This is a genomic window from Streptomyces sp. NPDC007905 (genome assembly GCF_042959345.1).
In the GTDB taxonomy this organism is placed as follows: domain Bacteria; phylum Actinomycetota; class Actinomycetes; order Streptomycetales; family Streptomycetaceae; genus Streptomyces.
In genome coordinates this window covers 16,531-37,491 of the sequence record NZ_JBIBKS010000040.1, presented here as the reverse complement: position 1 = coordinate 37,491, position 20,961 = coordinate 16,531, and the positions used below count along the sequence as shown (strand labels likewise).

Genomic DNA, 20,961 nt, shown 5'->3' with positions numbered 1-20,961 from the left:
GGCCCGGTCCGCCCCTCCTATTCCTGCCCGGCGCGGAGGGGCGTTCACAGCTGGGGCAGTCCTGTCCGATCTCTTCATCGCAGCCCTGGGCTGCCTTGGAACGAGGGTTCTGCTGCCGGGCGGTTATGACTGGGCTGGTGGGGGGCCGGCGGGCTGCTGATCCGGCAGCCAGCCGCCCCTGCACCCCAGCTGTCTTGGGTGGACGCGTTCAGTCGGGCGTGTCGTGCCCGCGTGCGTCGCGGTCCGGGTTCGGGTGAGAGCGTTGCCGATCTCCTGACCCAGGACCGCTGGCAACGGAGCTGGGCTGCCGAGTAGCGGCGCCGGACACAGGCGGGTGCGCACGGCCCGAGACCGGCTGGCGGGGTGAGGGACCCGACGGGTGCTTAGGCCCCATGCACCCGTACCCGGCGGGTACCCGAGCGTCCGAATCACGCTTTGTTCTGTAACCCAAACCGTACGGGAAGCGAACGATGACCCTCCTCGCACGCGTCGGCAGCCTCGGCGAGCTCCTCCCGCTCGGCTGGGAGCTGAGCACCGGCCCCGACGTCGTCCAGCGCTGGGACGACGCCCTCGACCTGCCGGGTCCCATCCAGGGCGTCGCCCCGCCGGACGGACCGATCACTGTCGCCTGGTGCCCCCACTGCCTCGAACCGGTCGACGGCTGGGAGTACGCCGGCCTCTTCGCACGCAGACAGCAGCCGCGCACCGAGTTGCACGTGGCCGCCCTGCTCACCCTGCCGGCATGCGGACACGCCTTCCGGATCATGCGCGGACAAACCATCTTCGACATACGAAGAATGCGTTATTAGCGGGACGGCTGCACGGGGCGTGGATCCGGGTCGCAGGCCGCCAGGCGCCGCGCTCAAGGTGACAGTGAATTCGAACAAGCGATCTAATGCAGCCGTGGACGCCACCGCCTTCCCCCGACGACCTGGTGCAGACGCAAGCCGCCTGGAACGCCACCTACGCCGCACTCGCCGTGCCCCACCGCCGTGACACCATCGCCCTGCGCCGTCGTCTGCTACGGCTGTCCGTACGCCTGTGGCGGCACCCGTACTGGAACACCGCCCGCACGGTGCCGACGGCGCGCACCGAGCTACGGCAACTGGCCCGCACCCGGGGAGCAACGCGGGCCGCATGACGGCCCACCCGGACCGCAAAGGCGCAGGCACCGGCAACGGGCTTCGGGGTACATGCTGGAGGTGCGCGGCGGCCGGTACCGGGGAGGGGTGCGAGGCGCCGTGGCACTGTCCGTGGCACCGACCGGAAGGACAGGCGGTATGGCGCGTACGCGTGCAGAGGCGAGTACCAGGCATCCTCGGCATGAGCGCAGGGGGGAGGCGCGGCTGCCGGCGGTGGTCGCGACGCTTGCCGCGATCGCTCTGTACCTGGTGTTGCCGCAACGGCTGCTGATCGCTCCTCGTTACGTGCTGCCCGCCCTGGAGTGCCTGCTGCTCATTCCGCTCATCGCGATCAACCCGAAACGACTGACCCGGCAGACGAAGACTTTCCGCGTGCTGTCGCTGACGCTCGTAGGGGTCATCGCGGTCAGCAATCTCGTGGCGCTGGCCATCCTGGTTCATGAACTGGTGTACGCCGGGGTGAAGGACGGCCGGTCACTGCTGGTGGCCGCGCTGCAGGTCTGGCTCACCAACATCATCGTTTTCGGTCTGGCCTACTGGGAGCTGGACCGGGGCGGTCCGGTCAGCCGCACCCAGGCGCCCCGCTCCGCGCTGCCCCTGGCGGACTTCCGTTTCTCCCAGGACGAGAACGACGACGCCGTCCAGGAAGTCGCCGACGGTGCCAGTGCCACCTCGGACTGGGTCCCCGCGCTGATGGACTACCTGTACGTGTCCACCACCAACTCCACGGCCTTCAGCCCGACCGACACCATGCCGCTGTCGACCCGCGCCAAAATCATGATGAGCATTCAGAGCGTCTCCGCCCTCTTGACCTCGCTCCTCGTGATCGCGCGGGCCGTCAGCGTCCTGCACTGACAGCCACTCACCCTCCCTCGGGCGCCGTGTTGCTCCGAGATGCCCGGGGAGGACACTGAGAGGGAAAGGTAAGGGGCAGGAGGTGCTGTGTGGCCGCCACGCGGTATAGGGCGGCGGGTGCTCCTGGTGGCGTTCGCGCTTGTGGCGCTGCTCGCGTGTGGCGTCGGCGGGTATGCGCTGCTCGGGTTCTCCCTGCCGGACGCCATCTACATGACGGTGATGACGCTGACCACGGAGGGGTTCTCCGGCGCCGACCGGCTCACCGAGGGCGGCAAGCTCTTCACTGCCGCGCTGGCGGTGGTGGGTGTCGCGGTCTTCGTCGCTGCCCTGGGGCTGATCGGGACGGCACTGGTGGAGGGACGATTCGGCCCTGCGGGAAGGAAGCGGCGCATGCAGCATCACATCGACGCGCTGCGCAACCATTTCATCGTCTGCGCTTACGGTCGGGTCGGCCAGGCCGTGGCCCGCGAATTCGAGGCCGAGGGCATCCCATTCGTGGTGATCGAGAACAAGGCCGCACTGGAAGAGAGGCTGCAGCGTGATCATGCGCCCTACCTGATCGGCAACGCCGCCTCCGAACAGGTACTGCGCCGCGCGGGCATCGATCACGCCCGCGGCCTGGTCTGCGCGGTCGACTCCGACGCCGAAAACGTTTACATCACCTTGATCGCCCACTCCCTCAATCCATCTCTCGCCATCGTCTCCCGCGCCTCGGAGGCGGCGTCGGCCGAACGCCTCACCCACGCCGGCGCGAGCAGCGTGGTTTCTCCCTACACCACCAGCGGCCGACGTATGGCCCTGCTGGCGGTCCGCCCGCACGTGGTGGACTTTCTCGAGTTCACCCGGCCCGGCAGCTCCGACTTCCTGATCGAGGAGATCCGCATCGATGCGGACTCCCGTCTTCTGGGGCGGCCTCTGCGACAGGCTTGTGGTGGAGCGCTGCCCCTGCTGATCCGCCGCGCCGACGGCGCCCTGGAGCCCAACCCTGATCCCGATACCGCCGTGCAGGCCGGTGACACCATGATCGTGTTCGGCGACCCCGGCGCCCTGCGCCCCATCGAAGACGAATAGAGGACGAATAGGCGAAGTCGGCGGACGGAGACTTCCCGGCCCTTGGGGCGTGAGCATGCTGCTCAGCAACAAGATCCGGACCGCCCGCGGTGCGGTCGCGCACCGGCGTGCGTCGTCCTTGCCCCGTGGGCGCGGGCGCCTGCTAACTCGACACTTCCTCCGTCTCGTCGCGAAGGCGCCTGGTCGCGAGGAGGGGTTCTGTGGTTGCTCGTCGGATGGCGCGGCGTTGGACGGCGGTTGTGGCGCCCCAGATGCCGTCGTCTTCACCGTGGTCGAGTGCCCAGGTGCGACAGTCGATGATCACGGGGCAGCGGCGGCATATGGCTCGGGCCAGGGAGGCCTCCGCATCAGGAGCTATGAGGTCCGAGAGAGGGAAGAAGATCTCGGGGTCTTCTCCGACACAGGCCGCGCGATCACGCCAGTCGGATCCTGCCGGATCTCCGCTTGATGTGCAGGTCATTACGAACCCCTTCCCGGCTGCCCGCGGGCACGGCGTTGTGACTGCGGCGCATACAGCGCCGCAGTTCCGGCAGAGGTTTGGAGAATATTAAACCGGTTATGAAGGGTTTGCGATAGTCGAGTGCCGCGTTGCGGACACCCGGCCGGTGAGACGCACCGCTGCCCCACCCAGGAGCGAACGCATCAGGCCCGCGCCGATCTTGAGACAACGATCAGCGCCCGGGGAGCCTGCACCCGGGCCAGGCAGAGGCGGGGCCGGCCTCAACCGTTGTGCATCCGCAGCCTTCGGGCCGGGAGCCACGTCAGCCGTTCGGCTGGGCTGCCGCGTTCCCGAACGCTTCCGCGGTGCCGCCTTCGGCCTGCTCGGACGAGGAGGTGTCGACGAAGCTGTAGGGCGGTAGCGGGCCGTTGACGCGCAGTTCGAGGTGCGGGTGCTTCGTGCGGAATTCGTCGGTTGCCGACAGGAATTGCTCCGTCGAACCGCGGTTCACCAGGAAGGAGAGGTTGGCCAGCCAGCCGGTGCTCTGCGGCCCGGTGCTGACTGCCTCGGCCGTCGACTCCAGTGCCTGCTGAAGCAGCTCGGCGTCAGTCGCCTCGCGTGCCTGGACGGCGGCGGCGATCATCTCCCCGAGCTGGATCTTCTGCTCCTGCGTGCCGCCGCCGGTCTCCCGGTTCGCATCCGCCAGGGACCGGATGTCGTCGTTGTCCGCCGTGATCAGCCGGAGTACGGCCTCTTCGTCGTGGTTGGCCTTGATGTTGTACTCCGCCGTGCCGTCCAGTGTTTGCAGGCGCTCGAGGAAGTGTTCCGCATGTTCGTCGAGCACCGCGGTCACCGTGTCGTCGTCCGCGGCAACACTGCCGAACCGCATCGGCAGGACCACGCCACTGGCTCCGGCTTCGTCCAGCACACGCTGGTGCGCGAGCAGATCACGGCGCTTGGGCCGCAGCTCCTCGGGGGCGTCACTGACGATCGCGGCCGGCTCACCCTGGCGCATTACCCGTACCGGCCGCGGGGGGTCTCCGATGCCTCGAGGTCCTGGGGGAGCGGGGAGTGTGAGGCGCGGATGATCCCGTAGACGTAGGTACTCATCTGTCATTGCCCTCTCCTGCGCGGGGCCCGGTCGCCCTGACGCTCCCGGCCCTCGCCGCGTGCCTCGTTGAAGGCGTCGGAGATGGTCTCCGCGGCCCCGGAGAGTGCTCCCTTGGTCTTGACCTGGGTGCCGGACTCGGACTCGGACAGCTGTTCGCCGGACTTGGTGAGCTTTCCGGTGAGTTCCGTGAGCCCGGCCGGCTTGTGGGGCCCTGCTTCCAGGTCGAGGCGGTTGCAGGCCTCGGCGAAGCGGAGGTAGGTGTCGACGCTGGCCACCACGACCCGGATGTCGATCTTGAGTATCTCGATACCGACCAGGGAGACCCGCACGAACGCGTCGATCACCAGTCCGCGGTCGAGGACGAGTTCCAGGACGTCGTACAGGCCGCTGGAACCGCCCCCGCCGCCCTGCTGTGTGGTCACGGTCATCGCGACCATCCCCTTGTCGTTTGTCTCTGAGTGGCCCCGTCGGCGCAGACTGCCGACAGCGCGCCGACCTCTTTTCGTCCCTGGTTGCGGCGCAGGCTTTTTGTGCGAGTAGCCCCCACCACCCAAGACGAAACGCCGGTGCGACACCGGCGAGGCGGGCCGCCCCTGTTCTGGGCGACCTGGGCGGTTGCGCAGCGCGACACTCCGCCGCGTGACCCCTGCGGGTGATGCGGCCGAGCTGCTGGCCGAGGCTTCCACTGGGTCCGGCGCACCACGACGATGAGTCTGGCCGCGGAATCCAGCACCAGCTGCTGCCGTCGGCGTCGTGCTGCGAGGCAGCTCACTTCACCCTTGCGGGCGGCCTGGTTCCCGGCCGACGAGATCACCGATCGCCCATGCTCAGCGGCGCTACCGTCGACATGGCCGACTGTGTGTCGGCTCCTCGGCTCGGCAGCGTGCCGGGGGACCCCCGGGTGGGCACAGCGGCTACAGACCGCCCTGTTCGCACACCCGGCGGGCGACCTCGCGCAGTTTGATGTTGTTCTCCTGGGAGAAGCGGCGCAGCACGTCGAAGGCCTGGTCCTCGGTCAGGTGATGGCTACCCATGAGGATGCCCATGGCCTCACCGATCGCATGGCGGGTGGCGACGGCCTGTTCCATCTGTGCGTGGGTGCGGGCGCTGGAGAAGGCGACTGCGGCGTGGGAGGCCAGCAGCCAGCCGGCTATTTCGCTGGCGTCGGTAAACGAGCCCGGCTTGCGTGAGTAGACGTTCAGCGCGCCGAGTTCTTCGTCGTCGGTGTAGAGCAGGAAGCCCATCATGCTGCCCACCCCCAGGTCGCGAGCCTGGGGTGCGTAGGCGGGCCAGCGCGGCTCCTCATGGGTGAAGTCGGCGATGCGGAAGACCCGCTCGCCTTCCCGCCTGCGGGCGGCGTCGAAGCAGGGGCCTTCGCCCAGACGTTCTTGAAGTTGGTCGCTGTCGGTGACCAGCTGGTCGGTCGCGGCCACCGTCTGCACCTGGCGTCCGTGCAGGATCAGGATGCCGGCGGCGTCGCAGCCCTCCACCAGGTCGGTCGCCGCCGACGTGATGCTCTTCAGCGTGTCCTCGACCGAGGACTGCGCGAGCAGCTTCCGGGCCATGGACGCCATCTGCTGCGCGAACGCACGCCAGTCCATCAAGTGCTCCATCCCGTTCACCATGCTTCGCTTCTGCCTACCCTCCCTCATACACGCATCTCGCGGTACGGGGCCCCATGCCGGGCGGGCGGACTGGGGGTCCCGGCAACGGCGGGGGCCGAGGAAACGGCTTCGCAGGATCGGCTGGATCTCCGGGCGAGGCGCCGCCGGAGGCGACCAGAGCCCGGGTCCCGGCGCGGGGCCCGGCCGTGTCAGGGAGCCCGGGTCCCGGCGCCGGCCCTGGCCGTGTCAGGGGTGCTTTTCCGGCGGCGCTGCGCCGTGGTGGTGCGCGGAGGCCTCTGCAACCTGCTTGAGCCCCCGGGTCGTGATGGCATCACCGACTTTGGCGGGCTGCTCATGTACGGGGCCCTCCCGGTGGTGGAAGTGGGAGGGTGGGAACCTGTCACCGGCACCCGAGCGGTACGACGTTGCGCCGCTGGGTTCCGCGTGCGTAGGGCCGGGCCCGCCCACTGTGTGGGCCTCGCGCTCCGGCATCGTCTCGCCGGCCGCGTCTGCTCCTGCGGGGGGCTGCGCCTGCTGATCGGGCTGCGCTCGCTGTTCCGGTCGCGGCTGGGTCAGCCACGCGACGGCCGCACCGGTGAGAGCGACCGGCCATTCCACCGCCCCGGCCACCCCCAGCACCCCGGCCCCGGCATAGACCGCCATCCGGCGGCCTGCCGGAGAGACCGCGCCGATCCGGTCCAGCGCGTCGTCGGCGGCCCTGCTCACCTGCTCGGCTCCGGGCAAGCGGTGCAGTGCAGAGGTGATCCCACGCACCCACTGCGGAAGATCCGACCAACTCGTCCTGACCTGGCTCATCGTGGACTCCCGCCTCGCGGTTCCAAAGGGGGCTCACTCCGGTTTCCCATTGTCACGGCCCATATGCGGGGTTGCCCCAAGACATGTTCGCTGAGGGGAGCCAGGGGGGATTCGGGGTCGCGCTTCGGTCCGGAGGCGTGCGCCAGCGGGAACAACCCGGCTGGCGGCCCCCTCCGAGGCAGACCGGACGGCGCCCGTGCGGCGGCTCCTACCTTCCAGCAATGAGCCATGCCCGGCACTCCGGGTCGGCCGTCGTACTGGAGCGACGCGCATGCCGGCCGACACCTCGACAAGCCGCTTCGGCGGGCTTGCCGGCACCTCTCCGGTGCGCGCGACGCGGCCATGACGACTCGCCTGACACCGCCGCCCCTTCCTCCGTATGGCGGCACTCGCCGAAGGAGGCGAGTGGGACGCCGTACGTGATGAGCTGGTGACCGCGTGGCTGCCCATGGCCCACCGGATCGCCGACCACTTCCTGCTCGCGGCGAGTCCGTCGAGGACCTGCGTAAGGTGGCCGCGCTCGGCCTGATCCGGGCCGTCGACGGGTTCGATCCCACCCGAGGGGCCTTCGAAAGCTATGCCGTGCGCACCATCGCCGGCGAGGTCAAACGGAATTTCCGGGACCATACGTGGGCCATGCACGTGCCCCGCCGCGTACAGGAACTACGCAACCGGGTGCGCCTCGCCCGCATCGAACTGATGCAGACCCCTGGCAGCCGCCGAACCCACCCACGCCGACATCGCCGCCCGCACCAACCTGACCGCAAAAGACGTCATCGCGGGCCTGGAGGCACTCGATTGCTATAGCACCTTTTCCCTGGACATGGAGCTGTCCACGGTTGACGGCGGCCCCAGCCTCGCCGATACCCTCGCCGCAACGGACAGCTCCTACGACGTCATCATCGACCGCGAAGCCGTCACAGAAGGACTGCGCCGTCTTCCGGCACGAGTACGGGTCATTTTGTACATGCGCTTTTTCGTAGACATGACGCAAATAGCGGGGTGGGTGTACCCAGCTGCTCGCCCCAGATGATCACGGCCATCCACATCGGCCCCACCGGAAAGAAGCTGCTACCTCGCCTTCGGCCACTTCGGCGAGCGAACCGTTGACGACGGGCAGTGCCGCCAGGTGGCGTACGCACCGAGCAGCACGACCACTGCGCCCACGGCCTGCAGGAGCGTGGTGCGGACTTCGTTCACCGCAGTCAGCCGGTCTCCTGCGCGGCGATGCTCGCCCCGGCGAGATCGTGGTCGACCACCACGCCGGGCGCGGAAATCAGCAGCCCACCCACCGCGACCGCTACCGCTGTGCCCGCCGACAGGCCCGCGACCATCCTGCGCCGCGCGGCCGGCCGGTCGCGCGCCGGTCCCGCCGTGTCCATGGGCATGGTGCCGCGTCCAAGGCGATCAACAAGAGAGAGGGCGGGGCGGCGGTCATGCATTCCCGGCACCTGGACCGGGTTCGACCGACCTCACCGCCGCCGATGTGGGCAGCGGGGCGCGAGGTACGGGGCTGCACGGCCAGAAACTCCGGCAGTGTGATCGGCCGGAACCGCGGTCGGCGCAAGGAGGCGTGGAGTTGGGCTTGTTCTTGAATGGTCACTCATATATTTTTTGGGGCCATGCCCCGACCCCGAGAGTTCGAGCCCGACGCCGTGGTGGACCAGGCCATGCTGCGGTTCTGGTGGCGGGGCTATCGGGCCACGTCCATCGAGGATCTCGTGAAGGCGACCGGGGTGAAGCCCGGCAGTCTCTACGGCGCGTTCCCCGGCGGCAAGCGCACCCTGTTCCTGAAATCGCTGGAGCGGTATTCCGCGTTGGTCGTTCCCCAGAAGCTGGGCGAGCTGGCGGCGTCCGGCGCCTCACTGGCCGCGCTGCGCGGCTACTTCGACGGACTGGTGAGCGACCTGCTCAGTCCGGAGGGCCGACAGGGGTGCCTGCTGGTGAATACCGCGATCGAGAACGCGGCCGAGGATGATGAGGCCGCCGCCGTCGTGCGCGGCCATCTGGTCCGCCTGGAGCAGTGCATGGCCACGGCCCTCCGTAACGCTCGCGACGCCGGCGAGGTGCGCGCCTCGGTGGACCCGGTCGGTAACGCCAAGCTGCTGGTCGCGACGTGCCAGGGGCTGATGGTCGTAGGAAAGGTCAATCCCGACCAGACGCTCCTGCGTACCATCGTCGACAACGCCTTCGCCGTCCTTGCCTGACGGCTCCACCCCGGGGGCCACCGCATGCGGTGGCTCTTTTTTCAGCCCCAGTAGTTGAACCACCATTCAAGAATGGAGTCTGCCTCATGAAGGCCATCGTCATCTCCGCCTACGGTCCTCCCGAGATGCTGCACATGACCGAACTCCCCGACCCCGTGCTCGCACAGGGAGAGGTGCTGATCCGGTCAAGGCATTCGGCCTCAACCACGCCGAGGCATACATGCGCGCAGGCACCTGGGGTGATGTCGCGGCCGTCCCGGGGATCGAGTGCGCCGGATTGGTCGAGGCCGATCCCTCGGGCCAACTCGCCCCCGGAACCAGAGTCGTGGCGATCCTCGGCGGCAGGGGCCGCACCCGAAACGGAAGTTGTGCCGAGCTGGTCACCGTACCGGCCACCAACGTGGCCGCGGTGAACTCGTCACTGGGCTGGGCCGAGCTCGCGGCGGTGCCGGAGGGCTACGCGACAGCGTGGAACGGCCTGTTCGGCAACCTCGATCTGCGCCCCGGTGAGCGGGTCCTGGTGCGCGGAGCGACGTCCTCCCTCGGTCAGGCCGCCGTCAACTCGCCGCCGACCACGGCGGGAGAGTACTCGCGACCACCCGCAACCCGGCGCACGCGCCGCTCCTGAAGGAACTCTGCGCCGAGGACGTCCTCATCGACGACGGTCACCTGGCCGCCCAGGTCAACACAGGCAACCACGTTGTCGACGCGGCGTTCGATCTCGTCGGCAACAACGTCCTGCGCGACTCCCTGGCCACGGTCCGCCCCCGGAGCCGGGTCTGCCAACTCGGCTTCCTCGGGGGCTTCGAGCCGGTACGCGACTTCAACCCGATCACCGATCTCCCCACCGGCGAACAGCTCAGCTTCAGACGTTCAAGAGACGTCACTTCTCACTGACATCGATCAAGGAAATCGTCCGCCGGTGACTCCCAAAGGCGCCTCGGAACCACATCAATTCGCTCTGGTCCACTTCGTGTGGTCGCGTACACAGGGTGACTGTTGGGGGCCTCCCCCTGAGTGGTGGACACGCTGATACTGGATCTGCTTGATCCGGAGGAAGCGAGAACACCGCCGATGGCGATGAAGGACTACTCGGACGAGTTCAAGGCCGATGCCGTGGCCCTGTACGAGTCCACGCCCAGGGCGACCTACAAGAGCATCGCCGCTGACCTGGGCATCAACAGGGCGACGCTGCGTGAGTGGGTGCTGCGAGACCGGGAACGTCGCGGCGTCGCCTCTGCGAACGCTCGGGCAGGTAGGGCAGCGCCGGCCCGGGCAGGACAGCCGGTACCGTCCGCTGACCCGGACGAGCGGATCCGGCAGCTGGAGGCCCGGGTGGCCGAGCTTGAGGCGAGCGAGCGGAAGTTGGCCACCGAGCGGGACATCCTGCGCAAGGCGGCCAAGTATTTCGCCGGCGAGACGAACTGGTGAACCGCTTCCAGTTCGTCCACGACCACCGGGACGCCTTCGGCGTGAAGCGGTTGTGCCAGGTACTGGGCGTGAACCGGTCCAGCTACTACAAGTGGCGGGACGGGGCCGACGCGCGGACCGCGCGGAGGGCCGCCGACCGGGCCCTGGCCGAACAGATCCGCGCCGTCCACGCCGACTCCGACGGCGCCTACGGATCCCCGCGGATCACCGCCGAGCTCCGCGCCGACGGCCGCCAGATCAACGAGAAACGGGTGGCCCGCGTGATGCGCAAGTTCTCCATCCAGGGCATACGCCTGCGCAAACGGGTCCGCACCACGATCCCCGAGCCGTCGGCAATACCGGTCCCGGACCTGTTCCAGCGGGACTTCACCGCCCCCGCACCCGGGGTCAAGTACATGGGCGACATCACCTACCTTCCCACCGGGGACGGCGACTTCCTCTATCTGGCAACTGTCCTGGACTGCTTCAGCCGCCGGGTGGTCGGGTGGTCCATCGCCGCCCACATGCGCACCGGCCTCGTCGCCGACGCCCTGCGGATGGCAGCCGCCACCCGCGGCGGTCTGAGCGGGGCCGTCTTCCACTCCGATCACGGCGCCCAGTACACATCGCGTGAATTCGCCGCTCTGTGCGGCGAGTTGCGGGTCACCCAGTCCATGGGCGCGGTCGGCACCTCCGCCGATAACGCCGCCTGCGAGAGCTTCCACGCCTCCCTCAAGCGGGAGACCCTGCAAGGGGCCCACCACTACCCGGGCGCGGAACTCTGCCGGCGCACCGTCTTCCGGTGGCTGGCCCGCTACAACACCCGCCGCAGGCACTCCGCCAACGGACACCTCAGCCCCGTCGACTACGAACACCGACACCAGCAGGAGTCAGCTAGGCTCACGCTGGCCGCATAACGGCCCGAACGCGTGTCCACCTTCGCGGGGGAAGGCCCTTGATCGTTGCCCAATGGTGGTTTTAGTGGTCGTAGGCGGTCAGTGCGCGCATGACTGGCTGGCCGCGCATGAAGCTGGCTCACCCTCATCAGGCCCCCCTTGGAATCGATCATCTAGGCTGGCGCGGTGACTGATGAGCAGGAGCGGGTGCAGCCGTCGGGAGTGTGGGCCACGGCGGTGGGGGTGGCCAGGGTGCGGGCGCTGGAGACCGAGCGGGAGAACGCGCTGTTCCGCGACCCACTGGCACAGGCCTTCGCCACCGCCGGCGGCCTGTGGCCCTCCTCGCCGCCGCTGCCCGACGACGAGGCGGCGCGACGCCGCCGGCTGGCCGTGTCGTTCTCCATCGTCATCAGGACGAAGTTTCTCGACGACCTGTTGCAGCAGGCCTCCGCGTCCGGGGTCCGGCAGGTCGTGCTGCTCGGCGCCGGCATGGACAGCCGGGCCTTCCGGATGGACTGGCCCGAGGGCACCAGACTGTTCGAGGTCGACACCGCCGCGCCACTGGACTTCAAGGCTTCGGTGCTGCGCCAGGAGCGGGCCGTCGCAGGCTGCGAGCGGATCACCGTCGCGGTGGATCTGCGTGAGGACTGGCCGGCCGCGCTGGCCGCCGCAGGGCACGACCCGGCGGTGCCGACCGTGTGGATCGCCGAAGGACTGCTGATCTATCTGCCCGAGGACGCGGTGGAGCTGCTGCTGGCCCGGATCAGCGCGCAGTCGGCGGCAGGCAGTCGGATGGGGCTGACGTTGGGCTCGCGCGGTGTGATCGAGCGCTTCGGCGCGGACGCCGTGCCGGGATCGGCGGCGTCCATGTGGGTCTCGGAGATGCCCGACGACCCGGTGGGCTGGCTGGCCGGGCACGGCTGGGAGGCCAGTTGCCACACCCTGCGCGAACGCGCTGCCGCCTACGGCCGCCCCATCAGCACCCCTCCGCAGCGCGAGGAGCGGCCCGGCGGACTGATCTCGGCGGTCCGCCGGTAGAGCGCCTCCCGGTTCCCCAGCCGGGAAGACTCGCTGTGCTGCGTCCCGTCGCGGTGCCGGACGGCTCAGCGAGCGCCGACCGGCCTGCCGCGACTGCGGTCCTCCCACCTTGGCGGGTTCCTCGGCTCGGGCTCGGGTGTTGGCGAGGCGGTAGGGGTCGGTGCCGGTCTCGATGATGGTGCCGTTCAACGTGAGCCGGTCGACGATCGCCACGCAGAGCCTGGGGTCGGTGAACGACTTGGTCCCGCCGAGCGATTCGTTCGAGGCGATCGCGACGCTGTTCTTCTCCTCACGCTCGGTCAGAACTTGGAAGAGGAGTTCGGCGCCGTGGCGGTCGAGTTCCATGTAGCCGAGTTCGTCGAAGCAGAGGAGATCAACGCGCCCGTAGCCTCGGGTCCCAGAGCGATCAGCATGTGGGACTTGCCCGTGTCGGAGTCGCCGATGAGGCAGAGGGGCTCGCTCGTCTTGGTCCATTCGCAGCTGGCAAGGGTGGTGCGGCGGCGTCGGAGCAACTGGTCGTAGTGAGATACCGAGGCCAGCGGCCTGGTGTCCGGCGGAAGCTGCGCCAGGCGCCACTCGTGCAGCGACGTCACCGTCGCCGACGGCCGGCCGGGGCGCCAGGCATCCGATGCGGGCTCGGCCTGGGCCTGGGCGGCCTTGCGGGCCTCCAGCGCGACCCCATCCGCGGTCATCGCCCCGGCTCGTAGAGCTGCGGCCAGGCCGGCGACGGCATGGTCGTGTGCCATGCGGCACCCGAGCAGCAGCACCTCGATCAAGGCGCGGGTGCCGTCCCGCCCGCCATGGATGTTCACGGCCTGGGCCCACCAAGCGTCGTGCACCGGGGTGAACTTGCCTGCCGAGCGGGCCTGTTCGAGAGCGGTCGAGCCGGGGAAGGCGCCGGGCTTGCGGACCCGGACCTCCCGGTAGTGGTCCAGTTCCAGACGGACGGCGCCCTCGGCGATCAGCGCTCGTGCCGGGCCACCTCCACGTTCTGGTCGTAAACCACCAGATGAGAGGCATGAAGGATGGCCCTCACCCGCTTGCCGGTCAGCCGGATGGGGACCGAGTAGCGGTTCGTGCGGACAGGCGAGGAGGACTCGGGGCAGTGAGCATGTCGCCGGAGCCAGGGGCTTCGCGGGCGGTCCTGGTGGGGACGAGCCACTACCAGCTATTCGAGTGGTTGCTGGCTGCCGCGAACAACCTCCATAGTTCTCCCCCTGGTTCCTGCGGGCGCCGAACGCGTACACGCAGTCGTCGGGGGGCCGCCGCCCGGGGAATTACGCCATCGGCCGACACCGCACCCGACCTGCATGTTCACAGATTCATCACAAGATCGTTGCCAATGCTGCATGAGGGGCGTCCTTCTGCGAAACTCGCTGCTCACCGCCTGACCTACGGTGCGGCCTGCCTTGACCGCGAAGCCGGCAACCGAGGATGAACCGCGTTCGTCAAGGTTGCCTACAAGGCAACCGACGTTCCTGGTGCGTGCCGTTGCCTTGAGAAGAGGAGAAACACCACATGGGTAAGCGCATAGCGCTGTCTGTCGCCGCCGCGCTCGCAGTTGTCGGCGCGATAGCTCCGTCGGCGTACGCCGACGGCGGCTCCGGCGACACCGAGATCCTCGGCATAACCGTCAACAACGGCTCCAGTGTGGTCATCGGCACCACCTATGCGAAGACCTTCAACGTGGAGATCGACGCCTACGACGATTCGGGCCTGATGTCTGCGGACACCGACCTGGACGGCCCCGGCTACGGGTACGCGAGCGATAAGACCATCTGCGAAACCGACTACACATGCACGCACTCGTTCACCTTCGACCCCCGCGTCGACCTGGACAACAGCCAGGCCGGCACCTGGTACGTCGGATCCTGGGTGGACGCCATCGACGGCGACTACCGATGGGACGAGCGCATCGACAGCTTCCGCCTCAAGCGCGCAAGCACGCTGACGACGAACGCGTCCCCCGAGCCGGTGACGAAGGGCAAGACGCTTACCGTCACGGGCACCCTTCAGCGCGCCAGCTGGGACGACTATAAGTACCACGGCTACACCAGCCAGTCGGTCACGCTGCAGTTCCGCAAGAAGGGCTCCAGCAGCTACACGAACGTCAAGACGGTGAAGACCAGCAGCACTGGCGGGTTGAAGACCACGGTCACCGCCTCCGCTGACGGCTACTGGCGGTGGACTTTCGCCGGCACCACGACCACGAGCGCCAAGACCTCTGACAGTGACTTCGTCGACGTGCGATAGCGCCCAGAGTTTGGGCCGCCGCTTCCCCGGCACGAGCGGCGGCCTGACGGGCTACGGCGGCGGACTGGAGCGCAAGCGCCGGCTGCTGGAGTTCGGACAGGGGCCGGCGCTGTTCTAGGGCCGCCTACCCCTGCTGGAGACCGCGCAGCAGCTTGGGCAGTGCGGTGCCGATCGGTTCCCGTACGACCTCGTCGGCCCGGTCGTCGTACGGGGTGGGCTCGGCGTTGACGATGATCAGCCGGGCCCCCGTGGTCGGCGGCCAGGCCGACGAGGTCGGCGGCGGGCTGCACCTGCAGGCTGCTGCCGACCGCGGGGAACACCGTGCACGCCTTGGTGATCGCCACGGCCTCGCCCAGCACCTCCGGGTCCAGCCGCTCACCGAACATGACGGTCGCCGACTTCAGGATCCCGCCGCACTCCAGGCACGGGGGGTCGTCCTCCCCGGCCTCGACCCGGGCGAGGGCGTCCTCCATCGACCGGTGCGCATGGCACCCCGTGCACACCACGCTCCGCGCGGTGCCGTGCAGTTCGAGCACCTTGCGGGCGGGCATCCCGGCGAGCTGGTGCAGCCCGTCCACGTTCTGCGTGATCACCCGCACGGGTACCCCGGATCGCTCCAGCTCGGCCACGGCCCGGTGCGCGGCGTTCGGCCCGGCCCTCAGTGTCCGGTTCTGCCGCCGCAGCTGCCACGAGCGCCGCCGGATCTCCGGATCGCTCATGTAGTACTCGTACGTCACGAGCTTCTCGGCTTCCGGGGCCCGCCGCCACAGCCCGTTCGGCCCGCGGTAGTCGGGGATCCTGGAGTCGGTGGAGATACCGGCGCCGCTGAGCACGGCGACGAGGGGCTTGTCCATGTGCCCGAGAGTTGGGCGCCCATCCCCTCGGGACGAACGGATATCCAGGCCCGCGCCCTCCGCCGGTGTCGCCGGGCGGCGGAGGGCGGGGGCGGCGGAGGGCGCAGGGCCCGGGTGCCAACCCGTGCGGGTCGGCCGGTACCGCGGTGCGGTCCCGGGAAGCTCTCAGGCGGCGAGGTGTGTGCCGTTCACCGTCGCGGCGGACGGCCGGGACTCGTCGGCAGCATCGTGTGGGTGACCAGGTAGTCGGCGACGTGGCTACCGACTGCCAGCCCGTCGCTGAGGTCCCAGCGGTAGTGCACGCCCAGCCAGAGCCGGCTCAGCGCATCCTCGCGGGCGGCCTGGCTGAAGCTGGTGAACGACCGGTTCGCCATGAGCGCGTGCGGATCGTCGGTGTGCGCGGTGAACGAGACGCTGTCACGGCCGAAGAAATGTCTCATGGCTCCCGCCCAGGAAGCCGCGAGGCCGGCGTGCCCGGACGTCCAGGAGGGGAAGCACGGCGTGAACGGTGCTCCCGAGCGGTCAGCGCTGAGAGGCTGCCAGGTCGCGTTCGCGCCACCCAGGGCGTGGATAGCGGTCACCGGCCGCCACAGCTTGATCGGAGTGTCGTACTTGGTGTCCCACACCGCGATCGCGGCATCCGCCATCGCGAGCGACACCAGCGCGTACAAGCGGGTGGTCTCGTACGTGTCGAGCCGGAGCCTTCCGGCGACGGTCCCGGTCAGTTCGAGCAGCTGTCCCGGGGCCTTGTAGGTGCCGTCCAGGTCGTTGGCCCAGAACCAGGCGGCGGCCGTCTGGTCGCGGGTGCGCTCGGTGGAGTCGACGGCACCGAGCCGTCGTACTTCCTCGACCTGGGCCGGGTAGTCCGGGCGGGCCAGCACATCGGCGTAGGTGGCGCCCAGGGCGGCAGGCCGGAACTGCGAGCCCCGCCGGAGCACGAACGGCCTGACCCTGCCCCAGTAGGGGGTGACCGCGTCGCTCGGTTGCCGGCAGCTGCCGCCGGTCGGTCGCCAGGCGCCGGGAGTGGTGGTGTCGCCGTTGTAGACCTGCGGGTTGTCCGAACCGTCGCCGGCGCGGGCTTCGTTGATCTGCCTCACCACCGGGTCGACCACGAGTCGGTCGAGGATGTCGAACGAACCGGGCGCGGAGCCGGTCCGGGCGGTGAAGCAGGCGTCGATGTAGGTCTGGTCGCCCGGGAAGAGCTGCGAGATCATCCGGTACGCCGTGCGGTCGATCAGCCGCTCTTCCTCGTCCGGACGCCGTTGCGGCGCTTGATCCGCGTACCTCAGCGGCCGGTTGAGGTACGGCTGGTACCTCATGGTTCCGTACGTGTACTGATACGCGCTCTCCGCGTTGTAGATCGCCGCGTGCACCATCGCGGCGGCTCTGGTGAGCCTTCCGGGCGCGGCGTCCATGCCCCGGGCGTCACGGAAGGTCTGGAGCAGGACGTTGTCCCAGTACCGCGTCGGATCGTCGTTGCGGTTCGGCGCCGCGGCAGCAGCCGGCTGGGCACCGGCGGCCACCGGGCTCAGCCCGGCGAGCAGGCAACCGGTCACGACGGCGGTGCCCAGCCGTCCCAGGCGCCTGCTGACAGGGGACTTCAAGCGTGCGGGCTCGGACTTCGCCGCCGACCGCTGACTGTGCTCGGACTCAAGGGGCACGACATTTCCTCTCCACGCCGATGATCACCAGCGGGAGCGTAATATCGGACAGAAAGGCAGAAGGTGGGACGCGCCGTAATTATTGGATCATCATCCTTATAACGTGATCTTTCTGTGTGTGACCCTCTGTTTGCGCCTGGGTCCGGTCAGCCGACCTGGTGCCCGTTCTCCAGCTCCGCCGTGCCCGCGCCGTCCACCAGCACGTCCAGCGCGGCGAGCACACGGCGGCCCAGGGACGCCCGGCAGGTGGGTGGTGAGTTCCTCGCGCGGCACCAGTCGCCAGGAGAGCAACTCCTCCTCCTGGAGCCGATCGCCTGGAGGTCGTCCTCGCGGAGGAGCCCGCCGCCGTAGAGGTAGGCGACGAGGGGCGGGCATGCCGTCCCGTGCACCCAGTCGGCCGCGAGAAGCCGGCCCGGTTCCCGGCCGAGGCCGATCTCCTCCAGCCTCTCGCGGCGCGTAGCCTGACGCGGGGTCTCGCGGTTCGTTGCTTGTGATCGGTGTCTGGGGCGTTGAGGTGGGTCTATCAGTTGGTTGGTTGGGTCCGGCGGTGTGGTGTGTGTTGGCGAGGGGCTTGGCGCTGCTTGCGGGCCACGGCTGGGCGGGCCTGTGAAGCGCTGTTTCCCGCTCTGGGCCGGTTTCGTGGGTGTTGATCAGTTTTGTTGGTTGGTCGGGGTCGTCGGGCGCCTGTTGCAGCGGCACAGGGGTGTGGGCCCGGGAGTTGAGGTTGACGTCGAACAGCATGACGCCGATTCCGGCAAGGAATTCCGCGAGACCCGGGGCCCCAGTGCGGGCCCACGTGGGACCGCTGGCTGTGGCGGCGACAGCGAGGGGGGCCGGGAACAGTACTGCGCCGACCGCGATGCTTCGGCCCAGGCCGAACCATCGCGAAATCGTCGGGTCGATCACCGGGCCCAGGAGAGCTCCGGTTGATCCGATACCGAAAGCCAGCCCGATGACCCCTGCGGACAGACTGACCACTCGGTCGGCGAACAGCACGGTCAGACCGGTGCCCGACAGGAACGTGAAGAAGTTGACGGTCGTCGCACAGCCGAGACTCGCTCGCAGAACTGGGTGACGGACGATGAAGGCCAGCCCTTCTCTGGCACGGCGCAGCAGGGAGTAGCCTGCCTGTCGGCCACCGACAGCCGCTGGTTCGTCCACCTGGATCGGTCCCACGAGGGCGGCAGAGACCAGGAAGGTCAGGGCGTCTGCGATCACGGCGCCGGGCGCGGTGATGGCCTGGATGAGAGCCCCACCAATGGCGGGGCCGGCGACGTAGGAGGCGCACCGGCTGGCGCTGAGCTTGCTGTTGGCGTCGACGTAGGACGAACGTGGCACGAGGTGGGCGAAGATGGGTGGGTAGGCGGTGTTGAACAGCACGCCTGCGGCGCTGGTCGGCAGCGCCACCGCGTACAGCAAGGAGTGGTGACGGCCGCCGAACGCCGTACGAACCGAAATGATCGGCAGGCGTGCGTCATGGCGCCGGGGGGTTGGCTCGTGATCGCCTGACCTGGTAATCATTGCCCAAGATGTAACTTGTAGTGACGCGGACTGCCGTAACCTGTAACGTGCATCGAACACTTTTGGCCTGCTGGCCGATAAGCAACCAGGGATTGTGATGCAGGAACCTTCGATGCTGCCCCCACATGCCCCGCAGGAGCCGACGGCAGTCGACTCTCCGGCGTGGCATGCCCCGGACAGTGATCCGGCCGGGAACGGCAAGGCAGTTGAGCGCCACGTGGTGCTTCTCGCGGTGCTGCCCGCCGGGCTGGTCGCGGCCGTCTCGGTCGCGGCCGCCGCTCTCCTGTTCACCGCGGGCGTGGGCCGTGTCGTCGACAAGGACGCCTTCCGGGGTCTGCTCACGGGCACGTTGCTGGTCGTCTGCGGAATCATCGCGGGCGCAGGGCTGTTCGCCTCCGAAAAGGCGCGGGGGCTGAGACGCCGCCATGCCGAGGTGAGCAGGTTGGCGGCCCGCGGCCAGGCCGAACTGGCGCAGCTGCGGCTGCAGCTCGAGCGCGGCCAGGAGTTGATGGAGCGCCGGCGGCTGCAGGGCGGTCCGGTGCCGGACCCGGCGGGGAACGCGCTGGACCGGCTCGGCGATGAGGTCGCCTCCGTCCAGCGCGTTGCCGAGGCGACTGCGCGGGAGCTGGCCGCACAACCGCGCGGCGACGAGCACTTCGAGGTCTTCGCCAACATGGCCCGCAGACTCGAGTCCCTGGTGCACCGCGAGATCGGGCTGCTGGACGACCTGGAGAACGACGTCGAGAACCCGGACCTGCTCAAGGGCCTGTTCCGGGTGGACCACCTGGCGACCCGCATCCGGCGATACGCCGAGAACCTGGCCGTGCTCGGCGGGGCCGTCTCCCACCGCCTGTGGACCCAACCGGTCAGCATGAGCGATGTGATGCGTTCCGCGGCCGCCGAGATCGAGCAGTACGCGCGGGTCAAGATGGTTCCCCCCGTGGAGGGGACGGTGAGCGGGCACGCGGTGGTCGACGTGGTCCACCTGCTGGCGGAGCTGGTCGAGAACGCCACGGTGTTCTCGCCTCCCCACACCGACGTGCTGCTGCGTGCCGAGCACGTCACCGCCGGTCTGGCCATCGAGGTCGAGGACCGCGGCCTGGGCATGACCTCCGCCGAGCGGAACCAGATGAACTCCCTGCTCGCCTCGCCCGAGGGGGTCGCTCTGGGCGAGCTGCTCAAGGACGGCCGGATCGGCCTGTACGTGGTCTCCGCGCTTGCCCGGCGGCACGGGATCGCCGTACGGCTCCAGAACAACGTCTACGGCGGTACACAGGCGGTCGTCGTGCTGCCGCACGAACTGCTGGGCCGGCAGCAGGAGGCGACGGAACCGCAGCAGCAACCGTCGGGCGTCACATCCCCGGCTCAGGCACCGGCGCCGGAAAAGGCCGCCGCCCGAACCTCGGTACCCGAACCGCTGCCGGCCCCCGTCGCGCCCCCCACGCCGAAAGACGACCGCCCGTCGCTGCCCAAGCGCCGCCGTCAGGAAAACCTCGCCCCCCAACTGCGCGAGGCCCCCCGCACGGACACGAACGTGGAGAAGAAGGAAGCCGAGAACGATCCGGGCCTGATGGCCGCCTTCCAGACCGGCGTCCGCCGGGCCGAGAAGTCCGAGGCAGCCGAAGAACCGCTGGCAGCCGAAGAAGCCCACTAACCGTTTCACGTCATTGAGGAGAAGTACGCGATCGTGATGAGCGAAGACCTTTCTTGGCTGTTGACCGGCCTCATACAGCGTGTACCCCATACGCGCAGCGCACTGCTGTTGTCCTCGGACGGCCTGGTGATGGCCGCGGACGGACTGGACACCGACGCAGCGGATCATTTGGCGGCCCTGTCCAGCGGGCTCTACTCCCTGGCCCGCAGTGCCGGCAAGCGATTCGACGACGGCGGTGACGTGCAGCAGATCGTGACCGAACTCAGCAACTCGCTGCTCTTCGTCTCGGCAGCCGGGCAAGGTGCCCTGCTGGCAGTGCTCGCCGGGCGTGAGGCGGATGCGGCCGTGTTGGGCTACGAGATGACCATGATGGTCAAGAGCGTCCGCAGACACCTGGGGGCCGCTCCACGTCAGTCGGTGGGGCAGTGA

18 protein-coding genes and 8 pseudogenes are annotated in these 20,961 nt (G+C 69.0%); 15 read left to right on the top strand and 11 right to left on the bottom strand.

What is annotated here, in order from left to right; genetic code table 11:
* Positions 1 to 470: 470 nt before the first annotated feature.
* The 4 genes from ACFZDC_RS39490 to ACFZDC_RS39475 all read left to right on the top strand — a co-directional run bounded on the left by ACFZDC_RS39490 (position 471) and on the right by ACFZDC_RS39475 (position 3,068).
* Positions 471 to 809 (top strand): hypothetical protein, encoded by a 339-nt coding sequence (locus ACFZDC_RS39490; RefSeq protein WP_391331593.1) that lies wholly within the window; start codon positions 471 to 473, stop codon positions 807 to 809.
* A gap of 86 nt (positions 810 to 895) precedes the next feature.
* Positions 896 to 1,141, top strand: coding sequence for a hypothetical protein (locus tag ACFZDC_RS39485; protein WP_391331591.1), 246 nt, complete (start codon positions 896 to 898; stop codon positions 1,139 to 1,141).
* Between the two features lie 214 nt (positions 1,142 to 1,355).
* Positions 1,356 to 1,997, top strand: a complete 642-nt coding sequence (locus ACFZDC_RS39480) for a hypothetical protein (RefSeq protein WP_391331590.1) — start codon at positions 1,356 to 1,358, stop codon at positions 1,995 to 1,997.
* A gap of 126 nt (positions 1,998 to 2,123) precedes the next feature.
* Positions 2,124 to 3,068: an NAD-binding protein gene (locus tag ACFZDC_RS39475; RefSeq protein WP_391331588.1), complete on the top strand. Its 945-nt coding sequence runs from the start codon at positions 2,124 to 2,126 to the stop codon at positions 3,066 to 3,068.
* Between the two features lie 142 nt (positions 3,069 to 3,210).
* Here the strand turns inward: ACFZDC_RS39475 and ACFZDC_RS39470 are convergent, their stop codons facing one another.
* From ACFZDC_RS39470 to gvpJ, 3 genes and pseudogenes are all read right to left on the bottom strand, one after another.
* Positions 3,211 to 3,528, bottom strand: coding sequence for a WhiB family transcriptional regulator (locus ACFZDC_RS39470; RefSeq protein ID WP_391331587.1), 318 nt, complete (start codon positions 3,526 to 3,528; stop codon positions 3,211 to 3,213).
* A 301-nt stretch (positions 3,529 to 3,829) separates the two neighbouring features.
* Positions 3,830 to 4,617: pseudogene (locus ACFZDC_RS39465) on the bottom strand (GvpL/GvpF family gas vesicle protein).
* Between the two features lie 3 nt (positions 4,618 to 4,620).
* Positions 4,621 to 5,046 (bottom strand): gas vesicle protein GvpJ, encoded by a 426-nt coding sequence (gene gvpJ / locus ACFZDC_RS39460; protein ID WP_391331585.1) that lies wholly within the window; start codon positions 5,044 to 5,046, stop codon positions 4,621 to 4,623.
* Positions 5,047 to 5,298: 252 nt separating this feature from the next.
* Here gvpJ and ACFZDC_RS39455 point away from each other — a divergent pair.
* Positions 5,299 to 5,417 (top strand): annotated as a pseudogene (locus tag ACFZDC_RS39455) (serine/threonine-protein phosphatase); the annotation flags it as partial.
* Positions 5,418 to 5,532: 115 nt separating this feature from the next.
* Here the strand turns inward: ACFZDC_RS39455 and ACFZDC_RS39450 are convergent.
* Together ACFZDC_RS39450 and ACFZDC_RS39445 are read right to left on the bottom strand one after the other, a co-directional pair.
* The gene (locus ACFZDC_RS39450; RefSeq protein WP_391331583.1) at positions 5,533 to 6,219 is read right to left on the bottom strand and encodes an ANTAR domain-containing protein; all 687 of its coding nucleotides are present in this window, start codon (positions 6,217 to 6,219) and stop codon (positions 5,533 to 5,535) included.
* Positions 6,220 to 6,468: 249 nt separating this feature from the next.
* A complete protein-coding gene (locus ACFZDC_RS39445) occupies positions 6,469 to 7,038 on the bottom strand; it encodes a hypothetical protein (protein WP_391331581.1) in 570 nt (189 codons plus the stop codon).
* 221 nt (positions 7,039 to 7,259) lie between these two features.
* Here ACFZDC_RS39445 and ACFZDC_RS39440 point away from each other — a divergent pair.
* Positions 7,260 to 8,032 (top strand): annotated as a pseudogene (locus ACFZDC_RS39440) (sigma-70 family RNA polymerase sigma factor); the annotation flags it as partial.
* Positions 8,033 to 8,243: 211 nt separating this feature from the next.
* On the opposite strand, the gene ACFZDC_RS39435 reads toward ACFZDC_RS39440, so the two are convergent.
* Entirely contained in the window at positions 8,244 to 8,426 is a 183-nt protein-coding gene (locus ACFZDC_RS39435; protein ID WP_391331580.1) for a hypothetical protein, read from the bottom strand.
* 234 nt (positions 8,427 to 8,660) lie between these two features.
* Between ACFZDC_RS39435 and ACFZDC_RS39430 the strand changes: the two genes are divergently transcribed.
* The 5 genes and pseudogenes from ACFZDC_RS39430 (at position 8,661) to ACFZDC_RS39410 (ending at position 12,589) form a co-directional block, all read left to right on the top strand.
* Positions 8,661 to 9,245, top strand: a complete 585-nt coding sequence (locus tag ACFZDC_RS39430) for a TetR family transcriptional regulator C-terminal domain-containing protein (RefSeq protein WP_391331578.1) — start codon at positions 8,661 to 8,663, stop codon at positions 9,243 to 9,245.
* 64 nt (positions 9,246 to 9,309) lie between these two features.
* Positions 9,310 to 9,873: an alcohol dehydrogenase catalytic domain-containing protein gene (locus ACFZDC_RS39425; RefSeq protein ID WP_391331619.1), complete on the top strand. Its 564-nt coding sequence runs from the start codon at positions 9,310 to 9,312 to the stop codon at positions 9,871 to 9,873.
* Positions 9,864 to 10,142: pseudogene (locus tag ACFZDC_RS39420) on the top strand (hypothetical protein); the annotation flags it as partial. The gene ACFZDC_RS39425 and the pseudogene ACFZDC_RS39420, both read left to right, overlap by 10 nt.
* Before the next feature lie 177 nt (positions 10,143 to 10,319).
* Positions 10,320 to 11,572, top strand: a protein-coding gene (locus ACFZDC_RS39415) for an IS3 family transposase (RefSeq protein ID WP_391331617.1) whose coding sequence is annotated in 2 segments (ribosomal slippage) — positions 10,320 to 10,662 and positions 10,662 to 11,572 — 1,254 coding nt in all. Because the reading frame shifts where the segments join, the coding sequence is not laid out codon by codon here.
* 165 nt (positions 11,573 to 11,737) lie between these two features.
* On the top strand, positions 11,738 to 12,589 hold the full coding sequence (locus ACFZDC_RS39410; protein WP_391331576.1) for an SAM-dependent methyltransferase: 852 nt from the start codon (positions 11,738 to 11,740) through the stop codon (positions 12,587 to 12,589).
* Positions 12,590 to 12,700: 111 nt separating this feature from the next.
* Here ACFZDC_RS39410 and ACFZDC_RS39405 read toward each other — a convergent pair.
* Together ACFZDC_RS39405 and ACFZDC_RS39400 are read right to left on the bottom strand one after the other, a co-directional pair.
* A pseudogene (locus ACFZDC_RS39405) lies at positions 12,701 to 13,281 on the bottom strand (ATP-binding protein); the annotation flags it as partial.
* A gap of 269 nt (positions 13,282 to 13,550) precedes the next feature.
* Positions 13,551 to 13,625: a hypothetical protein gene (locus tag ACFZDC_RS39400; RefSeq protein WP_391331615.1), complete on the bottom strand. Its 75-nt coding sequence runs from the start codon at positions 13,623 to 13,625 to the stop codon at positions 13,551 to 13,553.
* Positions 13,626 to 14,107: 482 nt separating this feature from the next.
* Between ACFZDC_RS39400 and ACFZDC_RS39395 the strand changes: the two genes are divergently transcribed.
* Both ACFZDC_RS39395 and ACFZDC_RS39390 read left to right on the top strand, forming a co-directional pair.
* Entirely contained in the window at positions 14,108 to 14,842 is a 735-nt protein-coding gene (locus ACFZDC_RS39395) for a calcium-binding protein (RefSeq protein WP_391331574.1), read from the top strand.
* A 19-nt stretch (positions 14,843 to 14,861) separates the two neighbouring features.
* Positions 14,862 to 14,960 (top strand): annotated as a pseudogene (locus ACFZDC_RS39390) (cysteine methyltransferase); the annotation flags it as partial.
* A gap of 6 nt (positions 14,961 to 14,966) precedes the next feature.
* Here the strand turns inward: ACFZDC_RS39390 and ACFZDC_RS39385 are convergent.
* The 3 genes and pseudogenes from ACFZDC_RS39385 to ACFZDC_RS39375 all read right to left on the bottom strand — a co-directional run.
* Positions 14,967 to 15,696, bottom strand: a pseudogene (locus tag ACFZDC_RS39385) (NAD-dependent deacetylase).
* A 188-nt stretch (positions 15,697 to 15,884) separates the two neighbouring features.
* A complete protein-coding gene (locus tag ACFZDC_RS39380; RefSeq protein WP_391331573.1) occupies positions 15,885 to 17,357 on the bottom strand; it encodes a phosphatase PAP2 family protein in 1,473 nt (490 codons plus the stop codon).
* 146 nt (positions 17,358 to 17,503) lie between these two features.
* A pseudogene (locus tag ACFZDC_RS39375) lies at positions 17,504 to 17,836 on the bottom strand (NUDIX domain-containing protein); the annotation flags it as partial.
* Positions 17,837 to 18,990: 1,154 nt separating this feature from the next.
* Here ACFZDC_RS39375 and ACFZDC_RS39370 point away from each other — a divergent pair.
* Entirely contained in the window at positions 18,991 to 20,532 is a 1,542-nt protein-coding gene (locus ACFZDC_RS39370; protein ID WP_391331572.1) for an ATP-binding protein, read from the top strand.
* Positions 20,533 to 20,568: 36 nt separating this feature from the next.
* Positions 20,569 to 20,961, top strand: a complete 393-nt coding sequence (locus tag ACFZDC_RS39365; protein ID WP_391331613.1) for a roadblock/LC7 domain-containing protein — start codon at positions 20,569 to 20,571, stop codon at positions 20,959 to 20,961.

Bases quoted from the DNA above. Each gene is read 5' to 3' on its own strand.
- ACFZDC_RS39365 (WP_391331613.1), top strand. From the start codon at position 20,569: ATGAGCGAAGACCTTTCTTGGCTGTTGACCGGCCTCATACAGCGTGTA.
- ACFZDC_RS39395 (WP_391331574.1), top strand. From the start codon at position 14,108: ATGGGTAAGCGCATAGCGCTGTCTGTCGCCGCCGCGCTCGCAGTTGTC.
- ACFZDC_RS39435 (WP_391331580.1), bottom strand. From the start codon at position 8,426: ATGCCCATGGACACGGCGGGACCGGCGCGCGACCGGCCGGCCGCGCGG.
- ACFZDC_RS39470 (WP_391331587.1), bottom strand. From the start codon at position 3,528: ATGACCTGCACATCAAGCGGAGATCCGGCAGGATCCGACTGGCGTGAT.
- ACFZDC_RS39430 (WP_391331578.1), top strand. From the start codon at position 8,661: ATGCCCCGACCCCGAGAGTTCGAGCCCGACGCCGTGGTGGACCAGGCC.
- ACFZDC_RS39485 (WP_391331591.1), top strand. From the start codon at position 896: ATGCAGCCGTGGACGCCACCGCCTTCCCCCGACGACCTGGTGCAGACG.
- ACFZDC_RS39450 (WP_391331583.1), bottom strand. From the start codon at position 6,219: ATGGACTGGCGTGCGTTCGCGCAGCAGATGGCGTCCATGGCCCGGAAG.
- ACFZDC_RS39370 (WP_391331572.1), top strand. From the start codon at position 18,991: ATGCTGCCCCCACATGCCCCGCAGGAGCCGACGGCAGTCGACTCTCCG.
- gvpJ (WP_391331585.1), bottom strand. From the start codon at position 5,046: ATGACCGTGACCACACAGCAGGGCGGCGGGGGCGGTTCCAGCGGCCTG.
- ACFZDC_RS39490 (WP_391331593.1), top strand. From the start codon at position 471: ATGACCCTCCTCGCACGCGTCGGCAGCCTCGGCGAGCTCCTCCCGCTC.
- ACFZDC_RS39445 (WP_391331581.1), bottom strand. From the start codon at position 7,038: ATGAGCCAGGTCAGGACGAGTTGGTCGGATCTTCCGCAGTGGGTGCGT.